Origin of the sequence: Chitinophaga flava (genome assembly GCF_003308995.1) — a bacterium.
Lineage (GTDB): Bacteria > Bacteroidota > Bacteroidia > Chitinophagales > Chitinophagaceae > Chitinophaga > Chitinophaga flava.
Window position 1 is genome coordinate 1032080 of record NZ_QFFJ01000001.1, and the last position, 21577, is coordinate 1053656.

The 21577-nt window shown below is 47.4% G+C and carries 17 protein-coding genes and 1 pseudogene; 8 read left to right on the forward strand and 10 right to left on the reverse strand.

What is annotated here, in order from left to right:
• Positions 1-6 precede the first annotated feature (6 nt).
• The 3 genes from DF182_RS03985 to DF182_RS03995 are packed head-to-tail and all read right to left on the reverse strand — an operon-like array spanning position 7 to position 5693.
• Positions 7-1242 (reverse strand): TlpA family protein disulfide reductase, encoded by a 1236-nt coding sequence (locus DF182_RS03985; protein ID WP_113614377.1) that lies wholly within the window; start codon positions 1240-1242, stop codon positions 7-9.
• Positions 1243-1280: 38 nt separating this feature from the next.
• Positions 1281-2624: a RagB/SusD family nutrient uptake outer membrane protein gene (locus tag DF182_RS03990; protein WP_113614378.1), complete on the reverse strand. Its 1344-nt coding sequence runs from the start codon at positions 2622-2624 to the stop codon at positions 1281-1283.
• Between the two features lie 12 nt (positions 2625-2636).
• The gene (locus DF182_RS03995) at positions 2637-5693 is read right to left on the reverse strand and encodes a SusC/RagA family TonB-linked outer membrane protein (RefSeq protein ID WP_161964040.1); all 3057 of its coding nucleotides are present in this window, start codon (positions 5691-5693) and stop codon (positions 2637-2639) included.
• Between the two features lie 311 nt (positions 5694-6004).
• Between DF182_RS03995 and DF182_RS04000 the strand changes: the two genes are divergently transcribed.
• From DF182_RS04000 to DF182_RS04010, 3 genes are read left to right on the forward strand one after another with little or no spacing between them, the layout of a single operon-like run.
• On the forward strand, positions 6005-6964 hold the full coding sequence (locus DF182_RS04000) for a LytS family sensor histidine kinase (protein ID WP_147243341.1): 960 nt from the start codon (positions 6005-6007) through the stop codon (positions 6962-6964).
• On the forward strand, positions 6957-8018 hold the full coding sequence (locus DF182_RS04005; protein WP_113614381.1) for a sensor histidine kinase: 1062 nt from the start codon (positions 6957-6959) through the stop codon (positions 8016-8018). Before DF182_RS04000 ends, DF182_RS04005 begins: the two co-directional genes overlap by 8 nt.
• 4 nt (positions 8019-8022) lie before the next feature.
• Positions 8023-8718, forward strand: a complete 696-nt coding sequence (locus DF182_RS04010; RefSeq protein ID WP_113614382.1) for a LytR/AlgR family response regulator transcription factor — start codon at positions 8023-8025, stop codon at positions 8716-8718.
• A gap of 1 nt (position 8719) precedes the next feature.
• On the opposite strand, the gene DF182_RS04015 is transcribed toward DF182_RS04010, so the two are convergent.
• From DF182_RS04015 to DF182_RS04025, 3 genes are all read right to left on the reverse strand, one after another.
• Positions 8720-9328, reverse strand: a complete 609-nt coding sequence (locus tag DF182_RS04015; protein WP_245957366.1) for a PhnA domain-containing protein — start codon at positions 9326-9328, stop codon at positions 8720-8722.
• A gap of 423 nt (positions 9329-9751) precedes the next feature.
• A complete protein-coding gene (locus DF182_RS04020) occupies positions 9752-10048 on the reverse strand; it encodes a DUF3175 domain-containing protein (protein WP_113614383.1) in 297 nt (98 codons plus the stop codon).
• Positions 10049-10100: 52 nt separating this feature from the next.
• Entirely contained in the window at positions 10101-10520 is a 420-nt protein-coding gene (locus DF182_RS04025; protein ID WP_113614384.1) for a transcriptional regulator, read from the reverse strand.
• Between the two features lie 250 nt (positions 10521-10770).
• Between DF182_RS04025 and DF182_RS04030 the strand changes: the two genes are divergently transcribed.
• Both DF182_RS04030 and bglX read left to right on the forward strand, forming a co-directional pair.
• Positions 10771-11679 (forward strand): TolB family protein, encoded by a 909-nt coding sequence (locus DF182_RS04030; RefSeq protein WP_113614385.1) that lies wholly within the window; start codon positions 10771-10773, stop codon positions 11677-11679.
• Between the two features lie 34 nt (positions 11680-11713).
• Positions 11714-13987 carry a beta-glucosidase BglX gene (gene bglX / locus DF182_RS04035; RefSeq protein ID WP_113614386.1) on the forward strand — a complete coding sequence of 758 codons (2274 nt, stop codon included), beginning with the start codon at positions 11714-11716 and terminating at the stop codon, positions 13985-13987.
• A 139-nt stretch (positions 13988-14126) separates the two neighbouring features.
• Here bglX and DF182_RS04040 read toward each other — a convergent pair whose 3' ends face one another.
• Complete coding sequence (locus DF182_RS04040) at positions 14127-14891, reverse strand: SDR family oxidoreductase (RefSeq protein ID WP_113614387.1); 765 nt, start codon at positions 14889-14891, stop codon at positions 14127-14129.
• A gap of 150 nt (positions 14892-15041) precedes the next feature.
• On the opposite strand from DF182_RS04040, the gene DF182_RS04045 reads away from it, so the two are divergent.
• The 3 genes from DF182_RS04045 to DF182_RS04055 all read left to right on the forward strand — a co-directional run bounded on the left by DF182_RS04045 (position 15042) and on the right by DF182_RS04055 (position 18535).
• Positions 15042-15941, forward strand: a complete 900-nt coding sequence (locus tag DF182_RS04045; RefSeq protein ID WP_113614388.1) for a helix-turn-helix domain-containing protein — start codon at positions 15042-15044, stop codon at positions 15939-15941.
• A gap of 100 nt (positions 15942-16041) precedes the next feature.
• Positions 16042-17523: a hypothetical protein gene (locus DF182_RS04050; protein WP_113614389.1), complete on the forward strand. Its 1482-nt coding sequence runs from the start codon at positions 16042-16044 to the stop codon at positions 17521-17523.
• Positions 17524-17533: 10 nt separating this feature from the next.
• On the forward strand, positions 17534-18535 hold the full coding sequence (locus tag DF182_RS04055) for a M12 family metallo-peptidase (RefSeq protein WP_161964041.1): 1002 nt from the start codon (positions 17534-17536) through the stop codon (positions 18533-18535).
• 93 nt (positions 18536-18628) lie between these two features.
• On the opposite strand, the gene DF182_RS04060 is transcribed toward DF182_RS04055, so the two are convergent.
• The 3 genes and pseudogenes from DF182_RS04060 to DF182_RS04070 all read right to left on the reverse strand — a co-directional run bounded on the left by DF182_RS04060 (position 18629) and on the right by DF182_RS04070 (position 21475).
• A complete protein-coding gene (locus tag DF182_RS04060) occupies positions 18629-20044 on the reverse strand; it encodes an arylsulfatase (RefSeq protein WP_211327049.1) in 1416 nt (471 codons plus the stop codon).
• Between the two features lie 18 nt (positions 20045-20062).
• Positions 20063-20140: pseudogene (locus DF182_RS32830) on the reverse strand (RagB/SusD family nutrient uptake outer membrane protein); the annotation flags it as partial.
• Positions 20141-20167: 27 nt separating this feature from the next.
• Complete coding sequence (locus DF182_RS04070) at positions 20168-21475, reverse strand: sensor histidine kinase (protein WP_161964042.1); 1308 nt, start codon at positions 21473-21475, stop codon at positions 20168-20170.
• Positions 21476-21577: the final 102 nt, after the last annotated feature.

The window sequence follows — 21577 nt, forward strand, 5'->3', positions numbered from 1 at the left end:
TGATTTTTAGAAGCCTGTCATTGGAACAGACGTGGTGCTTTTAACGGGTGCGGCTTTCGTGCCCTGAGAAATCGCAGCTTTTACCTTTGCTTCTGCCTCATCTGTGTAACCGGTTAAACGTTCTACGATCTTACCTTCTCTATCCACCAGATACATGGTAGGAATACCGGAAAACTGGAACTGCTCCATGGTTTTATCTTTATCATCGCTCAACAGTTGCTCCCATGGCATCTTTTCATCGGCCATCGCTTTTTTCCAGGCATTTTTATCTGTATCAATCGAGATGCTCACCACTTCAAAACCTTTGTCTTTATAGGCAGTGTACAGTTCTTTTACTTTAGGGATGGCCTGACGGCAGGGACCACACCAGCTGGCCCAGAAATCCACCAGCAGATATTTTCCTTTGTATTTTTCCAAACCTTCCAGAGAACCCTGAGCACTCGGGTATTTAACAGAAGGCATCGGCTCTCCGGTTTTCAGTTTCATGGCCTGTGCCCTGTTGGTGAGGATGGTCTGCTTCAGCTGCTGTGCTTCTGTGAGCCAGGGATAGCGGGTAATCAACGTTTCCAGCATCTTCATCGCTTTCTCATACTGGGCTGTATTTTCTGTGCTGGCCATACCACGGAGTGCATATACCATTACAGGGCGGTCGCTATAGGCACGTATCAGTATTTCTTCCCGCTGCTTGTTATCTTCCTTCATAGGATTGTACCGCTTTGTGCTTTGCATATAGTGGTACCAGGTAGTATCTGTTGCTTTTTTGGCATAATACTCCATGTTGTACTCATCTATCAAACGACGATAAGACAATTCATTATTGAGTACAGACAGATTGATGAAGTTGTTATCGTAAGATCCTTCCACATAGTTGTAATGTGGTATTTTCACTTTATAAAGGGCTGTATCGTAACCTCTCATATCCACCTTCACATCTGCATCGCTCCAGAAGGTAGCCCTGTCCCAGTTCATAGCGTTGATGATGTATACGCCCTGGTGGTCTTGTTTTATTCTAAAACTGAAAGTATTGTCTTTACCCACAACCGCGGAGTCCACCACCACAGGTTTTCCTTTGAAGTTGTCTTTGGAGAGCCATACCATTTGTTTTTCGGACTTAGGATCGGTGAACTGCACCGTTCCCTGTACCGTAATGGATTTTACCGGTTTATTCTGTTGTGCTTTCAGCACTGCCGGAGTTACCAGCAGAGCTAAGGCCACACCTGTTCTGCATAATACTTTTCTCATGTTGTTGTTTTGTTTTTATAGTTATGATTTCCGCCTGATTACTTGCTGTAATCAGGGTTTTGTGTCAGATTTGGATTAATAGGAAACTCTCTGCTGGGAATAGGCAGCAGCACATGAGATGCAGGCTGACCGAAAGACTGTAACCAGCTGTTCATCTTACCGAAGCGCTGCATATCGCTCCAGCGCAGCCTTTCACCCAAAAACTCCCTTCTGCGTTCCATTTCTATCTCTGCCAGAAATGCGGGTGCATCAGCAAAATCAGCACTGTTGCGGATGCTTGTTTTGCGGGCCGAACGGAGCTGGTTATACGTAGTTAGGTCCACCACACCTTTACGGGCATTGGCTTCCGCCACAATCAGAAATGCTTCGCTGTAACGGCAGATCGGATAGGAAGGTGTAACTTCTTCCGGAAACTTGGTCACGAAATACACGGTATCCAGGATGGAGCCACCTTTGTTGCGCAGGAAATAAGCTCTGCGTATATCACTGGCTTCATATGTTTTCACCAGCATACTGTCTACCCAGGTATTGCCGGAACCGGCTCTCACTACTGTTCCGTATTTCCCTGATCCGAAAGTGCTGGGCAGGCCATAAAGCGTGGAGTTATTGGTAGATATTTCATTGATTTTATACAGCGCCTCCGGACTGTTGACGGTAGCTTTGAAAATATCGCCAAAATTGGACTGCAGCTTTAATTTGTTGGAATTGATCACTGCATTGGCCATGGAAAGCGCTTCATCATTACGGCCGGTGTTGAGGTACAGTCTTGCGAGCAACAGCTGTGCCGCTTGTTTAGAACCCATCGTTGACTGCCCGGCATAATCCGGAAGAGCACCAGCAGCAGCTTTCAGGTCGGATTCTATCAGCTGCCGCACTTCACTTACCGCATTCCGTACCGGATGTGCTTTGGGATTCTCCCCTCCTTTTACAATCACCACATCTCCGAACATTTCGGTGAGCAGCATATAGGAATAGGCACGCAGCAGGTAAGCTTCCCCCATATTGGTAGTTATCAGGCTGTCACCCGCAGGTTGTTGTGTTGCAAAGCCGATAGCCATGTTAGCATTGGCAATACACTGGTAGGGCTGTTTGTAGGCGAAAGTCAGTGAATTATCCGTGGAAGGTACATTGTTGCCTTCGTAGGTCACATAGGCAATCGACTGAAAATCATCGCTCATAACATCCTGCAATCCAAAAATCTGGTACAGGGCATTGTTGGTGAGTGCCAGTTTGGCCCCATTAAGTACCAGTGGCAGATTGCTGCGGTTAATCTGGTCAAAAGTCACCTGCGTATTGGGTTGCACGTCATCCAGATTTTTACTGCAGGAAGAAAAAATTGTAATACCGGCAACGGCTATATGAAATAAAGAATATTTTTTCATGATGTTTTTCAATTAGAAGGTCAGGTCGATACCAATTACAGCAGCGCGCGGATTGGGCAGATTGGTAGAAACGATACCTGTATTGGACACAGCTTCCGGATCAAAGCCCTTGTATTTGGTGATGGTAAACACATTTTCCATCGAAGCATATACGCGTACCTGGTTGATTTTTGCTTTCTGCAACACAGCCGCCGGTACTACATAAGCGAGGGAAATATTACGCAGTCGCATATACGAAGCATCGGTAATAAACTGCGTGGATGGTTTACTGTTCCAGTCAGCTGTCTGGCCCGCTCCATGCACACCTGTAATAGCTCTGGGTACATCAGATACATCACCCGGTTTTTTCCAGCGGTTGGCCAGATTATCAAATTTATTAGGCATCGCGCCGGTATAATCCAGGCTGTAGTTGCGTAGCGTCTGTTCATAATAGTCATATACCTTGTTGCCCACCACATAGGTAAACAGGGCATCCAGCGTAAAACGTTTATACGACAGCGTGAGGGTGGTACCTCCTGTAAAAGTGGGTAGTGCAATCGGAACAGATACATAGTCGTTGGAATCCCATCTACCGTCTTTGTTGCGGTCAGTATAAATCATATCACCTGTTTGAGGATCTACACCCTGCGATTCAAACAGCATCACGGAACCTACCGGCTGTCCTACTTTAGATCTGGACTGAGGACCGCCAAACACCAGCGCTCCGAAAAGAGCGGTGGAGTCTTTCATAGACAGGATCTTGTTGCGGTTGATGTTCATATTGGTGCTCACTCTCCAGCCAATGGTAGCGCCCTGGCGGCTGCTTACGGCCAGCTGCAGGTCCACGCCGTAGTTGCGGATGCTGCCGATGTTATCAGGCATATTACCGGCGCCATAGATCCAGGACACATCGTTGCTGGTCATCAGTCCGTCGGTAGTTTTATTGTAATAATCGGCGGTGAAAGTGATGCGGTTATTCAGCAAAGCCACATCCACACCAGCATCCAGCTGTTTGGTTCGCTCCCAGCGGATACTGGGATTGCCCACTATCGTATTCAGGATCAGTGCCTGATTGCCCACATAGGAAGTAGCTTTCATCAGGTTACGTGAGTCGAAGTATCCCAGCGGACGCATATTGCCGCTCATACCATAACTGGTGCGCAGTTTCAGCTGATTGACAACTTTCACATCACTCAAAAAACTTTCTCTGGACATATCCCAGCCGGCAGAAACAGAAGGGAACCAGCTGTAACGGTTATCTTTCGCCAGCTTGGAAGAGCCATCACGGCGGATGGAAGCATTCAGCAGGTATTTACCCTCCCAATCCAAACCTGTACGAAAAAAATAAGCGTCTGATATTTCCCTGTTATTGGTATTCATACTGCCGATATTGGCAGTACTGCCATAAGTAGCAGCAGCGCCACCGCCGGTGATATTGTCAATTTTGGGGAAACCATACAGCTCATAACCAAAAGAATTCAGTTCATTACTGTAATAGGTATAACCCAGCGTGGCATTGATACCCAGCTTGCTGATTCTTTTATTGTAGGTAAAATAGTTATCGAAGTTATAGGAGAAGTTATCAGTACCTGTAGTTTTGAACACACCGTTATTAAAATAACCCTGATATCCGGTAGGTGGCATAAAGTTAATGCTCAGTCCATTGTATTTGGTAGCGTTGAAAGCAGAGCGGAAAGATAACTCCTTCATTAACTGAAGGTCAGCTGAAAGGCTTCCCAGGTATATGTTTGTTTTGTTTTTGTTTTTATTGTCCATCATAGCGCCCAGCGGATGTTGCTGAATGCCGATATAATAACCCAGCATGCCATCAGGCAGGATGATAGGATCTTCCGGTGTATCAGGACGTGCACTCATCGCAGCAATGATAGGATTAGACATGTCTTTGTTGACACCTTGTGTTATATTGATGTTGCCGTTTACTTTCAGCCAGTTGTTCACCTGCTGGGTCACGTCCAGACGGCCGGTGATACGTTCATATCTTCCGGAACCCATGGAAGCTGTTTCAGCATAGCGGCCGAGTGACATATAATAGTTGTTTCTATCGCCACCACCGCTCATACTGGCCTGCAGATTATTTACAGGCGCATTTTTATGTTTGATCCTGTCCAGCCAGTCGATGCTGCGGTCGGCCACATTAAAGCCTGCCAGCTGGTTTTTCAGCACGGTCTTTTCATCGTTCAGCTGTTTGATCTGTCCGGCGGTGAGATTACCGGGATTAGCCAGTTTGTTATCAATATCACCGATACGGTTGTTACGTGAATCATCGAAAGCACTGGCATATTCCGCGGTGTTCATCATATGACGGGAAGTAGGCACATTATTCACACCGGTGTACATATTCACATTCAGTGTGGGTTTGCTGTTGGCCCTTCCTTTTTTGGTAGTGATGATGATCACGCCGGTAGATCCTCTGGCGCCATAGATAGCTGCGGACGCAGCATCTTTCAGCACTTCCACGGATTCTATGTCCTGGGGATTGATACTGTTGATAGAGATGGTGTTACCATCTACCACCAGTCCGTCGATCACGATGAGCGGGTTGGTAGCTACCGCGCTCACTGACTGCGCGCCCCGTATCATAATGCTGGCCGCATTGCCGGGAGTACCTTCACGGGAAGCGATGTATACGCCCGGAACCCTTCCCTGCAAGGCTTTTCCGAAGTCACTGGCAATGTTTTTCTCTGCCGTCAGCTCTGTACTTTTCACCGTTGAAATAGAATTCGTCACATTACGTTTCTGTTGGGTACCATAGCCTACTACCACTGCTTCCTTCATATCCATCAATCTAATCTGCATCAATATCGGCCCTGCCTGTATCAATTTGGCGGCGATCGTTACATTTTCAAATCCTACGGAAGAGATCTGCAACTGTGCATTGGCTGGCACATCGATCTGAAACTCTCCTTTTTCGTTGGTGGTCACACCCGTGGTTTTTCCCACTACTTTAACGGTCGCTCCCGGGACCGGTTGCCGGGAGGTGGCATCCTTCACCGTCCCTTTTAACACCTGTTGCGCATAGGCGGATACACCGGACATGCATAAAAGGATAAATAACACAGACTTTCTCATACTAATGGTTGGTTGGTTGATTTTTACGATGGTTACTGTATTGTCCTCCGATAATATTGCCAAAATAGGGATCGCACTATATTTCACTCCGGATAATGGACATACCAGGCACGTAAATGTATATTCCCGCCTTTTACAGGGATGAACCACTTCCCGGGCCAACGACATCATTTCAGCCAGCAGTAAGGATTTAACAGGTATCAACGTTCTTTTTAAAAGTACCAACCGGCACTTTACAGGGATGAAAAAAATAGCTTTCACTTTATGCAGAAAAAAAACAGGCATATACTATCTTCAGCACCGGTTAACATATGCGACACAATAAACCATACCGGTATTTTACTCACCTCGCTGTCTGGATGGCATTAATATTACTCTATGCCTACCCGATGATCAAGTTCAACATGCGCTCTGCCTTTGGACTGAAGCTGGTGCTGGTACAGCAGGTACTGTATGGCTTTATCAACTTTCAGTTGTTTTTCGTACTGGCGTTTGTGTTATTACCCAAACCCATCAGGAAGCGGCAGCCGGTACAGGTGATAGCACGGGTGTTTACAGCGGTATTTGCATTTGCAATCATTAAATATGCCATCGGGTATTTTTTCTTTCCCGACCAGGTGTTGGTAAAGCTTTACTCCTTTGTAGGAAAGAAGAACCAGTACATGAGTTTCTTCAATTATTTTCTTACGGCCACAAAAACCGGTCTGGGCGTGGCTATTCTTGCTTACAGCTATAGGCTGTTGTTACAACGTCAACATACAGGGCCACAGGACCGCCTGCTGGCCAGCGCCGCAGCAGCCGCACGGACCCGGTATATACGCATGCAGGAAAATTCACGCCTTCTGCTACACAACCTGCAACAACTCACGCCTATCCTGGAAGATGAACAACGACGCGACAAAGAAGGCGTAAAAGCCATCCTGCTGCTATCAGACCTCCTGCGATATATGTTGTATGATAAAGCACTGGAGAAAGAAAGAGTCAGCCTCTGGAAAGAACTGCTCAATTTTGAACGATATATGGAACTGCGTAACCTGTGTAATCCAGACCAGCAGCTGGAATTATCCATCATCGGAGAAACACAGCAGGGCACACTCGAAGCATTACTGCTACAACATACTACCGAAACCGCTCTTCAACAAATCAAAGATACCAGCGGACCTTTGGTGGTTCGCCTTCAGATACAGCAAGACACCTTAACGCTCTCACTGCAATCTTTTTATGCCTGTCACGCAGCTTATCAAATAAAACGATATCCCGAGTATGCATAATATCCGTCAACATATCCGGGAATTTATATTGCTGCTGCTGGGCTGGCTCCTGCTGGTATATAGCAGCAATCTGATGACGCTTACCCGTTTCAACGAAAAAAGCATACGCACGGTACATATCAACAGTGGTGCACTGGGCCTGATCAATTTCCTGCTGTTCTACGGCTGCCTGCGCTGGATAGCCACACCGTTCTTTGAAAAGCGGCACCGGACGCGGCGGCTGGTGTCTGTATTGTTCATTATCCCGGCATTTACACTGCTGAAATACGGTTTCGTAAAACTCTTTTTTGAACAGGACCTTCTATATAGAGGACATCAGATTGTCAACCGGCAGAAAGTACACGTATATACTTCCCTGGGAGAATACTTTATCAGCGCACTCTGGAACAATGTGATCATTGTGATCGCTGCATTTTCCTTCCGGCTTTTTGTTTTATGGTTACAGGAAGAAAAAAGAAGGGCGGCTTTGCAGCAACAGCAAATACAGGCTGAATCAGGATTTCTGAAGATGCAACTCAATTCTCATTTTCTGATCAACAGTTTAAACAGCATCTATTCGCTGGCATTAATGGGTTCTCCGGAAGTAGTGCGGGCCAATAAAACCCTCACTCACCTGCTGTCTTATATGGTGCATCAGCCTTCCGATATTTCCTACCGCGCCCCTATCAGAGAAGAAATCAGTTATCTGCAGGACTTCGTTACGCTACAACGGTTGCGTACCGGATATAACGAAGGCATTGTTTTCAGTTTGCCGGCGATACTGCCCGACAAGGCCATCGCTCCGCTGTTACTGGTACCTTTTGTGGAAAATGCCTTCAAACACGGTGTCAGCAACCGTCCGGGCAAACCGGTGACCATCACCATAGTTTGTGACGAACAACAGCTGTCATTCAGTGTACATAACTATATCTCCGGCCAGCAACGCGACAAAACCGGAGGCATAGGTCTTGACAATGTCCGGAAACGCTTACAGCTGCTGTATCCTGGCCGGCATCAACTCGACATCCGAGATACAGGGAAAGAATATTTTATTAATTTAGCGATCAACTGGTAAGGATATGGGAGTAAAGTGTATCGTGGTAGATGATGAACCACTCGCAGCACAGGTATTGGTATCGTTTATTCATAAAACGCCAGACCTGCAGCTGGTAAAGGTTTTCCATAATCCGATGGAAGCCCTCGGCTTTATAAAGCAGGAGAAGATAGATCTTATTTTTCTGGATATACAGATGCAGGAACTGAGCGGGCTGGAGCTAATGCAGCTGGCACCTCCGGGTGTGCAGGTGGTACTGGTATCTGCCTACGATGAATATGCCGTAGAAGGATTTGACCGCGAGGCCATCGACTATCTGCTGAAACCTGTGTCATTCGAACGGTTTGCCAGGGCTGTGCAACGGGTACTGGCCAGAAGCTCCGTCACCGTTTCACAGCCTTCCGGCACCGATTATATTTTTGTGCGTACCGATAAACGTATCGTACGTGTAGATGTAAAAGACATCCTTTTTGTGGAAGCACTCCGCAACTACGTGGCCATCCAGACGCCCAAACAAAAGATACTGACCTTACAGAACCTTCGCAGCTTTGAAGATATACTGGCGCCCTTCCGCTTTTTACGGGTACATAAATCCTATATTATCTCACTGGATAAAATAGACAGTATCGAAAAACAGCGCATCTTTACCGGGCCGCACTGTGTGCCCATCGGCGATGCCTACCTGAAACAATTCATGGAAGCGATCAATATGCCGAGATAACTTAGCTCTGCTTTCTCACATATTTTGTGAGAATCACGATCAGCTGTCCTTCTATCTTACCTTCTATCTGTTCGGTATTGTCTTCCACCAGTCGTATGTTTTTAACAACGGTGCCCATTTTGGCATTCAGCGTGGAGCCTTTTACGTCCAGTGATTTGATGAGGGTAACGCTGTCGCCGTTCTGCAATACGTTGCCATTGCAGTCTTTGTGCAGCTCTACGGCATCATCATTATCATGATCGCCGGTAGCCTGTGCCCATGCCAGTGTTTCCTCGTCGAGGAACATCATGTCGAGGCTTTCCATGGCCCAGCTTTCACTTTTGAGGCGGTGCAGCATACGCCAGGCTACCACCTGTACGCCGGGTACTTCGCTCCACATAGCCGTGGTCAGGCAGTTCCAGTGTTTACTGTCCAGCTCTGCCTTCCGGTCTACCTGCGCACGGCAGGTATCACAGATCAGGATTGTGCTGTCAGGGCCATCGCCGGAACGAGGGGCCACATCATACATTTTCAGGGTCTCCTCTGCTCCGCAGAGTTCACATTTGTTGTCGCTTCTTTGCTGTAATTGTTCTTCCAGTTTCATTTTTTCGCTCATTAAAAATGCGCGCAAAGATACTAATTTTTACGGGGACAGCCTTTTACTACTGCTTTTTACCGGATACATGCTGTAAAATATCTCCCACTCTGTTTCACTGTTACTGCCGGATGAGTAGGGGTTTCCGCACTTATCGGCCCTATGGCAGGGCTTCAGCAGGCATATGGCAGGTGGCGTAGTCTTTGGTCTGTATATTCCAGAATGGGAACCTGAAGAAGAACAAGAGGAAGAGTCAGGCCAGACCTGACCGCTGCTAACTAACCCGTTGAATTCATAGCCATTAAAAGCGCCTTACCATGCGATCAACTATAGCCTGCAAAAAGTTACTTTTTATTAGTACCAGGTTGACCATTTTTCCATATTGGCTAATATCCGCCGGCATACGGGAAGAAGCGGAAACATGTTTTCCGTTTTTTCCTTACCGGCAAAAAACGGTACTCAGACTTTACCAAAAGCTTCCCTTAGCTCATCCTTCGCTGCTTCCAGCACCTGTCGCTGTTTTTCAGGAAGATTTTTTCCCGCCCTGTTGATATAAAAATTTAACATAGACATAGCAGATTGGAAAGGGGTGCCTTTGCGCCGCTTGCTGCGCAAGGCAGAACGTTTTAGGGAGGCTGCGATCGCCGCAGGATTTTCGGAAGTAAATATCCTTTCTTCCAGGTCAAGGGCATTACTGTGGCTTGTCACCGCGGCAGACCATTTCCCAGGCTGCGCATCCTTTTTCTTTGTTTTCATACAAGCACGGTTTAATAACTGTGCTCAAAAAAAATGCCCCTGTCTCCGGCCTTTATGAATTCTTTGGTACCAACGGTACCATACAACGTACAGTGGTATCTTCCAGGTACATCTCCAGGCAGTAGCCGTTTTTATCCAGGTCGGGATGTGCCAGCAGCTGCTGAAAAATTTCTCCGATCAGCCGGCCGTTGCCCTCCTGGCTTTTCAGGAGTTCACTCATATATTCACCTTTATGGATGGTAAAAACAGGACAGCCGTACTGGCTGGCTTCTCCCGGAGCATTCTCCGCCACAGCAGCTTTGTAAATGATGCGGCCGCTCCTGTCGGGGTAAGAGATGCCAAAAAAACGCCGGCCATTAAGATCCGGCAACAATGCATATAGTTTTTTAAAGGCCTCCAGGATGCCTTCGGGGAAACTGGATGCCTCTACATAAAACACCGGGATGTCTTGTTCCAGGATAAATTTTTCCATAACCCTGCTGTTTTTTACAAACTTACTATATCCGAAGTTCCCGTCATGGGTGGAGTCCGGCATTTCCCGGGAGTAACCAGGACAAAAAAGTCCGGACAATGCCAGTATCCGCCATTCAGCCGTCCAGATAATTAGCCTTCCGAATATTAAAAAGACTTTTTATCTTTCTGTAATACCAGGATGTAGAGCCCGGCAGTATACCCCTTACCCCGTTTATTATTTCACCTGAAAACAAGGCTATATCACGCATATGACTATACGCATTTTATTATGGGCATGCCTCTGCGGACTGTATGCCAGCAACTGCCCCGCACAGACAACCGTACATAGTTTTCTGGAAACAATCGATGTGAAGACCGGAAAGAGAACGGTCGTGTATTCCGAGCCCACGCTCTTTGAAGCCCCCAACTGGTCGAAAGATGGCCGGTATCTTCTCTTCAACAAAAAAGGCCGGTTGTACCGTTACTGGCTAAACGATGGTATCGTAGACGAGCTGCCGCTGGACAGCAGCCTGTCGGCCAACAATGACCATGGTTTTTCACCGGATGGGCAGCTGGTGGTCATCAGCGGTTACCGTCAAACCACAGGCGGCGGCTCTTTCCTCTACACCACCCCTGCCGAAGGCGGGCCTTTAAAACCGCTGATCCGGCAGTCGCCTGCCTTCTGGCACGGCTGGAGCCCCGACGGTAAAACACTCGCCTTTGTAGGCCTGCGCAACGGCGATTTTGATATCTATACCGTGCCAGCCGATGGCGGCACTGAAAAAAGACTCACCCACGAAAAAGGTCTCGACGACGGTCCCGATTTCTCACCCGATGGCAAATACATCTACTTCAACTCCTTCCGTTCAGGCCGCATGCAAATCTGGCGTATGGATGCCGACGGCCAGGACCCACAGCAGCTTACCGACGACCATTATGCCAACTGGTTCCCGCATCCCTCCCCCAACGGGAAACTTGTGGTCTTCCTCAGTTTTATGGAAGATCAGCAACAGGAACATCCCTTCGGAAAAAACGTACAACTTCGTTTACTCGACATGGTTACACAGACCGTTCGTGATTTAACACCTGTTTTCTTTGGCGGACAAGGCACAATCAATGTACCTTCGTGGTCACCCGATGGCCGGCACCTCGCTTTTGTGTCCTACCGGGTACAGTAACAGCACCGGGCCAACGAATTTTAAAATACACGAGATGAAGAAGCTACTATTTGGACTACTATTGGTAGTCGCCACGGAAACGCACGCACAGCAAAATGCCAAAATGAATGCCTATGTCAACAATCTGATGGGCAAAATGACACTGGAAGAAAAAATCGGTCAGCTTAACCTGGTAGTACCCGGCGGAGGTACCGTCACCGGCTCGGTAATGAGCCAGGGCGTAGATGACAATATCCGCAAAGGCAATGTAGGCGGCCTTTTCGGCATCACCGGCCCCGACAGGATCCGCAAAATACAGGACATCGCCGTTAAAAACTCCCGGTTGCATATCCCCCTCATCTTCGGGCTGGATATCATTCACGGCCACAAAACCATCTTCCCTATTCCACTGGGCCTCTCCGCCTCCTGGGATATGGACCTCATAGAACGCAGTGCCCGCATCGCCGCCGCTGAAGGTACCGCCGACGGCTTATCCTGGGCCTATTCCCCTATGGTAGACATCTGCCGTGACCCCAGATGGGGCCGCATCGCAGAAGGCTCCGGTGAAGATCCCTACCTCGGCTCCCGCATCGCAGAAGCCATGGTAAAAGGTTATCAGGGTAAAGACTACAGCAAGGGCAATACCCTCATGGCCTGCGTAAAACACTTCGCCCTCTATGGCGGCGCTGAAGGTGGCCGCGACTACAACTCCGTAGACATGAGCCGCATTAAAATGTTCCAATACTACCTGCCTCCATATAAAGCCGCCATCGACGCCGGCGTGGGCAGCATCATGACATCCTTCAACGATGTTGATGCCGTTCCTGCCACTGGCAACAAATGGCTGCTCACCGACCTGCTACGCAAACAATGGGGCTTTAAAGGACTCGTTGTAAGTGACTACACCGCCGTCAATGAAATGATCGCTCACGGTATGGGTGATCTGCAGACCGTATCTGCTCTCGCCCTCAAAGCCGGTCTGGATATGGATATGGTAGGCGAAGGTTTTCTCACTACCCTGAAAAAATCATTACAGGAAGGTAAAGTAACACTTCAGGATATCAACAATGCCTGCCGCCGCGTACTGGAAACAAAATACAAAATGGGCCTCTTCGAGGATCCTTACCGTTATATCAAGGAAGAACGTGCTGCCAACGAAATCCTGACACCAGCCAACAGGGCTGCTGCCCGCGAAATAGCGGCCCGCTCCTTCGTGCTGCTGAAAAATGACCGCCAGACACTGCCGCTGGCTAAAAAAGGAACCATCGCACTCGTAGGCCCCCTTGCCGACAGCAAAAACAATATGCTGGGTACCTGGGCTGTATCAGGTGATCTGCAACAGGCCATTACTGTCAGAGAAGGTATTAAAAACGTAGCCGGCAACAACGTTCAGGTGATCTACGCCAAAGGCGCCAACCTCACCAACGACACTACCCTCGCTAAAAATGTGAATGTATTTGGTCCGCGTGCTGAAATAGACAGCCGCACGCCGGAAGCCATGCTGCAGGAAGCACTCGACGCTGCCGGCAAAGCCGATGTAGTGGTAGCCGTTCTCGGCGAAGCCTCCGAAATGAGTGGTGAGAGCGCCAGCCGTAGTGATCTTAACATCCCTGAAAGTCAGCAGCTGCTGCTGAAAGCACTGGTAAAAACAGGTAAACCGGTAGTGCTGGTACTGATGAATGGTCGTCCGCTCACCCTTACCTGGGAAGATGCCCACGTCACTTCCATTCTCGACACCTGGTTTGCAGGCACAGAAGCCGGTAACGCCATCGCTGATGCGCTCTTCGGACATTACAACCCTGCCGGTAAAATCACCGCCAGCTTCCCCCGTAATGTAGGACAGATACCGGTTTTCTATAACCATAAAAATACCGGCCGTCCGCTGGAAGGCTCCTCCTTCCAGAAATTCAAATCCGACTACCTCGATGTTCCCAATACACCACTGTATCCTTTCGGCTATGGCCTCAGCTATACTACTTTCTCTTACAGTGATGTAACAGTAAGCAAACAAAACCCTGCCGGCAATGAAACCATCACCGCCAGTGTAACTGTTACCAATACAGGCAAATACGCCGGCGAGGAAGTAGTACAGCTCTACCTCACCGACCCGGTAGCCTCCGTAACACGCTCTGTACAGGACCTGATCGGCTTCCGCAAAATATCTCTGCAGCCTGGCGAAAGCAAAACAGTATCCTTCAACATCTCCCCGGAAAACCTGAAGTTCTATAACAGCAATCTGCAGTATGTATGGGAACCCGGTGAATTTATCATCCGCATCGGTACCAGCTCCGCAGATACAAAGTCTGCAAAGATCTCCTGGAAACTGTAATTCATTTGATGCTGATAAGTGGAGACAGATTAACCTGATATAAAACAGAACAGCCACCGGTGATACGGTGGCTGTTCTGTTTTGTTTATATATTATTCTCCGCTCATCAGGAGCATCGGTGGCATCATACTAATCACCGTTATAGGTTGGCACCACCCGATACCTCTATCCGCTGTCCATTAATCCACCGGGCCTCTTCTGTACACAGGAAAGCCACTACACCGCCGATATCATCCGGCAGGCCGGCACGGCCCAATGCAGTAGCGTCTGCCACCATTTTATTCACAGCAGGGTTATCGCGGACAATAGCGCCGCCGAAGTCTGTTTCTATGGCGCCGGGAGCTACAATATTGACGGCAATACCTCTGGTACCCAGCTCTTTGGCCATATAACGGGTGAGCGTTTCCACCCCGCCTTTCATGGCAGCATAAGCGGAGTAGCCAGGCGTGGTAAAACGTGCCAGCCCCGAAGAGAGGTTGATGATACGACCACCATCATTGAGCAGCGGTAAGGCCTGTTGTGTCAGGAAATACACACCTTTAAAGTGTATGTTCATCAACTCATCGAAATCTTCTTCCGTAATTTCTGTAAATGGTTTATGAATACCAATCCCGGCGTTGTTGATCAGAAAGTCGAAGTGCTCTGCGTGAAAAGTATTCTTCAGTGCGGTTTTCAGGTGTTTAAAAAAAGCCGGAAAACTTTTCACGTCCCCTGTATTTAACTGCAGCGCGACTGCTTTGGCGCCTTCCTTTTCTATTTCAGCCACCACATGCTGTGCTTCTTCTTTTCTGCTGTGGTAAGTGATCACCACATCGATGCCTTTTCTGGCAATATTGATGGCCATATTTTTCCCCAGGCCGCGGCTGCCGCCGGTTACCAGTGCTATTTTTTTATTTGCTGTCATATTCGTTTACTTTGAATTGTTTATCACGATACAAAGGTACCTCTGCTGCTGATCTGCCTGTTTGTATGCATCAATCCATTATTTGCAAAATTCAAATAAAACCGGGGTGGGTTGCTTTTTGTACCTTTGAATATCGCAAACATACTGACTATGGACATTACTTCTCTGGAAGCGTTTTATAAAGAAACCGCTTCCCTGATACCAGAAGGTATCCATAAGGAGATCGGCCATTTTAATATTTTTAAGACCGATGAGCTCAAAGCGGATCAAAGCAAAATGCCCTACAACAGGCGTGCTTACTATAAGATCAGCATTATCACGGGCAAAAACCGGGCAGAATATGCTGACAAGGTCATTGATATCGAAAAAAACGCTTTGTTGTTTGCCACGCCCAGAATACCCTACAACTGGGTACCGCTGGAAGATCAGCAGGGCGGATATTTCTGCATTTTTACCGATGAGTTTCTCACCAAAAATAAAAGCGGGGTAATATTGGAAGAACTTCCCATCTTCCGGCCCGGCGGGTATCCTGTTTTTCAGGTATCGGATGAAGAAGCAGAAGAGATCACCAGCATTTTTAAGAAGATGTACAAAGAGTTATCTGCCGACTATGTATATAAATACGATCTGCTGCGCAACTATGTACTTGAACTGATACATTACGGACAAAAGCTGCAACCGGCTACCGCGTTATATCCCACCCATACAGCCTCCGCAAGGATATCTTCCCTGTTCATCGAATTACTGGAAAGGCAGTTCCCCATAGAATCATCTCAGCAGACAATAGCGCTCCGCACCGCCAAGGATTTCGCCGGCCGCCTGGCAGTACACGTCAATCATCTCAATAAAGTACTAAAGGAACACACCGGCAAAACAACCACTGAATTGATCAGCAACCGGATACTACAAGAAGCCAAAATCCTCCTGAAACAAACAGATTGGAGCATTTCTGAAATAGCCTACAGCCTTGGCTTTGAAGAGCTGGCCCATTTCTCCAACTTCTTCCGGAAACAGACCACGGTAGCTCCTAACTCCTTCCGGGACCGCTGATACATACTGATTCCTGATACTCCTGATAAGCGAAGATTATCGTCATACCCCATACCTCAAATACCCCGTCTATTCATTCACACATAAACAAAATCTATCTATGAAAGAAAACACATCAAAAACACCTATGCCCCGGCTACAATCGGCTATAAGGTATCTTTCCATGTTTATTTGTTTTTTCATCCTTAAAAGCGCTACTACCTGGGGGCAGGCCCCGTCATGGAAATGGGGTCCGAAAAACCCGGATGGCTCCTACGATATCTATTTTACCGGATCCGGTGGTTATAAAATCCGGAACATGGGATTTGGAACATCAAGCCCTATTGCCCCTATAACTTTTCCCTCAATACTAGGTAATAAGATTTCATTATGGAACTATGGCAAAACTCATTTTGGACTGGGAATCGGACCTGCATTGTTCCAGATATTTACGGATAGGATCGGAAGTGATTTCGCGTTCGGCTATGGTTCCAGCGACAATTTCACTGAGACGGTACGAATAAGAGGGAATGGTAATATTGGTATTGGTATGAAAGACCCTGGCTTCCCACTTAATTTTGCCAGTACTGCAGGTGATAAAATTTCTTTTTGGGGTAATTCCGGTGTCAGCTACGGCATCGGAGTTCAGTCTTTATTACTTCAGATACATACAGATATCCACACGAGTGACATCGCATTTGGTTATGGTTCCAGCAAGCATTTCAACGAAAACCTGCGTATTAAAGGGAATGGTAATGTGGGCATTGGTACTTCCAGTCCCACGGAGAGATTAACGATCGCAGGTGGCAGTACTCCGGGCTTACTCTTTACTTCCGGCCCCGGTTTCACCTATGGCATCATCAAATTCGGAACGATTGATCATTACATTAAAAGTGGCGTTGTTGGAGGAATGGAATTATACGATAACAGTTCGATAAGATTAATGGCAAGTAAAACTCTTTCGTTCAGCACGGATAACTTCCGGGATACTTCTCAATCTAAAGAACTGATGACGATTCTGAACAATGGTAATATCGGCATTGGCACTACAAAGCCAGGAGCCCCACTTAGTTTTGCCAGCTATGTGGGCGCCAAAATTTTACTTTATGGTGATTCTGCCCTCAACTTTGGCCTGGGAATCCAAAATTATCTGCTACAGATATATACCAGTGGAAAAAATAGTGACATCGCGTTTGGCTATGGTTCCAGTGCGGCATTCACTGAAACAATGCGCATAAAGGGGAATGGCAATGTTGGTATCGGGACCAAGGACCCCGGAGACTACAAACTGGCCGTAGAAGGTAAAATCGGCGCCCGTGAGGTAGAAGTTAAATCCGGCCCCTGGCCTGATTTTGTTTTTGATAAAAAATATACGTTAAGAACGCTGCAGGAGGTGGAAGATTTTATCAGCACTAACAAACATCTCCCCGAAATACCTTCAGAAGAAACCGTAAAGAAAGAGGGCATTAATCTGGGCAATATGAATGCCCTGCTGCTACAAAAAATCGAAGAACTGACACTGTATGTTATTGATCAGGACAAACGTATTAAAGCAGTGGAGAAAGAGAATGCCATACTTAGAGAAAAAGTCAATCAACACTAAACCCAGCCCCATGAAGCAGAAAATCATATTCTCTATTCTTTTATTATGGTTGGGAAAGAGTCATGCACAACAGCCCTGTGATACCAGCTATACGACTGACACCAGAATATTGGTAGCTTATACGGATAAAGTGACAGACCCCAATCCGCTTAAATCAATGATACAGCCCAGCATAGATAACATGAACCTCGCTTATAAAAACAGTGGTATAAATCACAACGCACGACTGGTAAGGGCAGTACGGATTAATTACACTGAAACAAATGATCTGATGAAAAGTCTGTATGATTTCCGGGAAGGCGTAGTACACGGCACGGGGCCTTTCGGTCAGCTTAAAGATCTCCGCAGATGCTATCATGCCGATGTTTGTGTATTAATTACGAAGGATGGGAAACCTACAGGTATAGGATGGGAAATAGGTGTGAACAGGGATAATGCTGTTTGCGCAATGACATCGTTTTTACTTGTTCCAAGATTCACCATGGCCCATGAAATCGGGCATTTGTATGGCTGCCGGCATGAAGTGGCATTGGATCCCAATAACTATCCTTTTCCCTATGGGCACGGTTATGTATTCACAAAATTGAAGGATAAGCAAGGTCATTACCTACATACTGTTATGGCTTATGGCTCCGTCGCAAACAATGGTGTTACGACCTATCCGATCCCATATTTTTCTACGCCTAACCTAACCTATATGGGGCTGCCTTTAGGGACTGCAAGCAAAGAAGATAATGCCAGGGTGATAAATGAAAGATACAGTACACTAAAAGGACCCGTTCTCCGGGAGGCGATTACTATTGATAAACCAGATCTCATCAAGAGGAACCAAACTGCAGAGATAATTGCCATTAAACAACTTAACCATATTGCTGGTGTGAGTTACACGATGGAAGCAAATTCCACCACGGTCTTTAACCTTCAGGTGACGTCAGATACTGACAGAATCATTCTTCGACCAGGTTTCCATGCGAAGGCTGGAAGTTATTTTAAGGCGCAGATTTGTAAATAATCTGAAACGGGGCTGAGCCAAGCTTTCTTTTATGCTATGGTCAGCCCCTGCTTTATCTCCGCTCATCAGCAGTATCAGTAGTATCAGCATTCATCAACGTTCCCAGGGGAAAGCCGGGCTCTCCACATGGGCTTCCGACATATAACCATTTATTTTCTTCACGATATCGGGATGTACAGCAGCGATATTATGCTGTTCCGCCGGATCTTTATCCAGGTCGTACAGCTCTATGGGTGCATGCGGATCTTTCGTCACCTCCTTGCGGATGCCTTTCCACTTACCCATACGCACGGCCTGTGTACCGTTATCCTCGTGAAATTCCCAGTACAGATAAGGATGTTGTGTCTGTTTGCCTTTTCCGGTAAGGGAAGGAACGATAGACACCCCATCGGTGTAGGGAGGTTTGGGAGCTTTCGCTATTTCTGTGAAGGTGGGCATGAGGTCCCAGAAAGCACCGATGAAGTTACTGCGGCTGCCTGCTTTCACTTTACCGGGCCATTTTACGATGAAGGGGGTTTTGATACCTCCTTCATAAAGGTCCCGTTTAAAACCGCGTAAACCGGCGGAGCTATTGAAGAATATCGGATCGGCGCCACCTTCACGATGGGCACCGTTGTCGCTACTGAAGATAATGATGGTGTTCTGTGTGAGTCCCAGCTGGTCTAGTTTGTCGAGTATCTGGCCTACATAGGCATCCAGACGGCTCACCATGGCGGCATAGGTAGCATGCGGTTTGGCTACGGAAGCATAACCGGGTACCAGGGCACCAGGACCGTAATCATTGCCTTGATAGGGCTTTTCTTCAAAAGCATTTTCATATTGTTTGTAATACTGATCGTCGGGGCCTTGCAGCTCAGCATGTGGCAGGATAGACGGCACAAACAGGAAAAAGGGTTTGTTTTTGTTGTTTTCTATGAAGGCCAGCGTTTGTTGCTGTATCAACTCAGGAGCATAGACTTTCTTTTGTGTGAGATCATTGCCTTCGAGATCGATTTTTGTATTATTGCTCCACAGGTGAGTGGGGTAATAACGATGCGACTGGCGCTGACAGTTATAACCATAAAAAACATCGAATCCTTTTTTATCAGGAGCGCCGCTGGTGCCTACCATGCCCAGTCCCCATTTACCGAAGGCGCCGGTAACATAACCTGCCTGCTGCAACATTTTAGCATAACTCTGTACCGTATCTGCCAGCGGTTCCTGTCCTTCGGGTTTTATTTCCTTATTGCCACGCACATAGGTATGCCCTGTATGCTGGCCGGTGAGCAGGGAAGAACGGGAAGGTGCACAAACAGAGGTGCCTGCATAAAAACGGGTGAACAGCATCCCCTGCCGGGCAATACGGTCGATGTTAGGCGTCTTGATTTTTTGCTGGCCATAGACACCCAGATCACCATATCCCAGGTCATCTGCCAGGATGAATACGATGTTGGGCCGTTGCTGTGCCCGTAGAGACACAGCCGTCAGCAATAAAGCCGACAAGACCGGTAAGACAATTTTTTTCATCATCACGTTCATTTTTAATAATTACTTCCATCCCGGATTCTGCACCAGGTTAGGGTTCAGCACTGTTTGATTGGTTGGAATCGGATAAAGATAATAATAGTCCTGGTAAAGTTTAAAGGTGGGGGCTTATGCGGGTATTTCCTCTTCTACTGATTTCTCCTGCCTTCCCGGCAGCAGCAGCCGGAAGGTAGTACCTTTGCCTGGCATGCTTTCCACGGATATTTCACCATCGTTCTGCTTTGCGAATTCGGAGCACAGCATCAGCCCTATGCCGGACCCTCTTTCTCCGTCAGTACCATAGGCCGGCTGACCGGTAAAAGAGAACAGTGTTTCCAGTCTTTCCTTTGTCATGCCGATACCGTTGTCGGCAACGCTGAGGTGTACCTGCTTGTTTTTCCAGCCGGCTCTGATGGTGATCAATCCTTCCCGATGGCTGAATTTGATGGCATTGCTGATCAGGTTACGTAAGATGATCACCAGTTGATTGCTGTCTGCATATACCTGAAGGTTGCCGCATACTTTTATCTCCATCTGCAGGGCTTTATGGCGGATATTAGGTTCAAAGGTGAGCAGGGTTCCCCGTATAAGCTGTACCAGTGGCACATTTACCGGTTCTGTATGTATACCTTTCATCTGGCTGGCTGTCCAGCGCAGGAGGTTATTAAGCGTTTCTCCTACCTGCGTTACTTTCAGGTGAAGCTCTGCTGCAGCATCTTTCATCTCCTTATACTCATACTGTCCGTTGCTGAACATACCCAGCAAGCTTTCCAGTGTGGCCAGCGGGCTGCGGATATCGTGGGCAATGATGGAAAACAGCTTTACCTTATCGCGGTTAAGTATGTCCAGCGTCTTCCGCTGGGCTTCTGTTTGCTGCTGATATTCCACATGCACGCTTTTGAAGTAGATGAGCGCTACCACCACGATGCCCAGTGAAATCAGCAGATTAGCCAGTATACGGCCGGAAGGCACCAGTTGTTTCTGATGCCAGAGTACCGGTGCATAATAAGCCAGCGCAATCACCGCAATGATCAATACTGACAAACAGCCTAACAGCCATTTATTATCATAAATCAGGAAAGCCATCACCAGAATCGGAATCAGGTAAAACGCAGCTCCGTTCTGGAAATAAAACCCAGAGAAACCATACAGGGTGAGGCTAAAGAGCATAACGATTACCCGGGCCGACAGATAACGCTGCTCTTTATTCAGATACAGAATCAGCAGATAGCCCAGCGTATGAACAAAATTCACCGCCGACAGGCTGGGACGCCCCTGGTACAGATTCAGTACTCCAAAACAAAACGCGAGCAACATACCGGGCAACACCACAATGTTCAACAACTTCGTCCTCCTGGCTTCAATAAAAGGCATGCCCTGGTATATGCCTGTATGAATAACGGCACTCCAATGAGTTGCGATTTTTCTAAAGATCATGGTTCTGATTAATATCACGTCTAGGCTACAAAAGTACGTCATTAGGGCAAAAGCGCTAGGGGTAGTTTTCCCGTTGCGGGATTAGGGGCAATATCTGAGAAC

What these genes read in the sequence shown, in the direction of transcription:
- DF182_RS04070 (WP_161964042.1), bottom strand. Translation starts at nt 21,475, where the DNA reads ATGATCTTTAGAAAAATCGCAACTCATTGGAGTGCCGTTATTCATACA.
- DF182_RS03985 (WP_113614377.1), bottom strand. Translation starts at nt 1,242, where the DNA reads ATGAGAAAAGTATTATGCAGAACAGGTGTGGCCTTAGCTCTGCTGGTA.
- DF182_RS04025 (WP_113614384.1), bottom strand. Translation starts at nt 10,520, where the DNA reads ATGGAAAAATTTATCCTGGAACAAGACATCCCGGTGTTTTATGTAGAG.
- DF182_RS04050 (WP_113614389.1), top strand. Translation starts at nt 16,042, where the DNA reads ATGAAAGAAAACACATCAAAAACACCTATGCCCCGGCTACAATCGGCT.
- bglX (WP_113614386.1), top strand. Translation starts at nt 11,714, where the DNA reads ATGAAGAAGCTACTATTTGGACTACTATTGGTAGTCGCCACGGAAACG.
- DF182_RS04040 (WP_113614387.1), bottom strand. Translation starts at nt 14,891, where the DNA reads ATGACAGCAAATAAAAAAATAGCACTGGTAACCGGCGGCAGCCGCGGC.
- DF182_RS04005 (WP_113614381.1), top strand. Translation starts at nt 6,957, where the DNA reads ATGCATAATATCCGTCAACATATCCGGGAATTTATATTGCTGCTGCTG.
- DF182_RS03990 (WP_113614378.1), bottom strand. Translation starts at nt 2,624, where the DNA reads ATGAAAAAATATTCTTTATTTCATATAGCCGTTGCCGGTATTACAATT.
- DF182_RS04020 (WP_113614383.1), bottom strand. Translation starts at nt 10,048, where the DNA reads ATGAAAACAAAGAAAAAGGATGCGCAGCCTGGGAAATGGTCTGCCGCG.
- DF182_RS03995 (WP_161964040.1), bottom strand. Translation starts at nt 5,693, where the DNA reads ATGAGAAAGTCTGTGTTATTTATCCTTTTATGCATGTCCGGTGTATCC.
- DF182_RS04055 (WP_161964041.1), top strand. Translation starts at nt 17,534, where the DNA reads ATGAAGCAGAAAATCATATTCTCTATTCTTTTATTATGGTTGGGAAAG.
- DF182_RS04030 (WP_113614385.1), top strand. Translation starts at nt 10,771, where the DNA reads ATGACTATACGCATTTTATTATGGGCATGCCTCTGCGGACTGTATGCC.
- DF182_RS04045 (WP_113614388.1), top strand. Translation starts at nt 15,042, where the DNA reads ATGGACATTACTTCTCTGGAAGCGTTTTATAAAGAAACCGCTTCCCTG.
- DF182_RS04010 (WP_113614382.1), top strand. Translation starts at nt 8,023, where the DNA reads ATGGGAGTAAAGTGTATCGTGGTAGATGATGAACCACTCGCAGCACAG.
- DF182_RS04060 (WP_211327049.1), bottom strand. Translation starts at nt 20,044, where the DNA reads ATGATGAAAAAAATTGTCTTACCGGTCTTGTCGGCTTTATTGCTGACG.
- DF182_RS04000 (WP_147243341.1), top strand. Translation starts at nt 6,005, where the DNA reads ATGCGACACAATAAACCATACCGGTATTTTACTCACCTCGCTGTCTGG.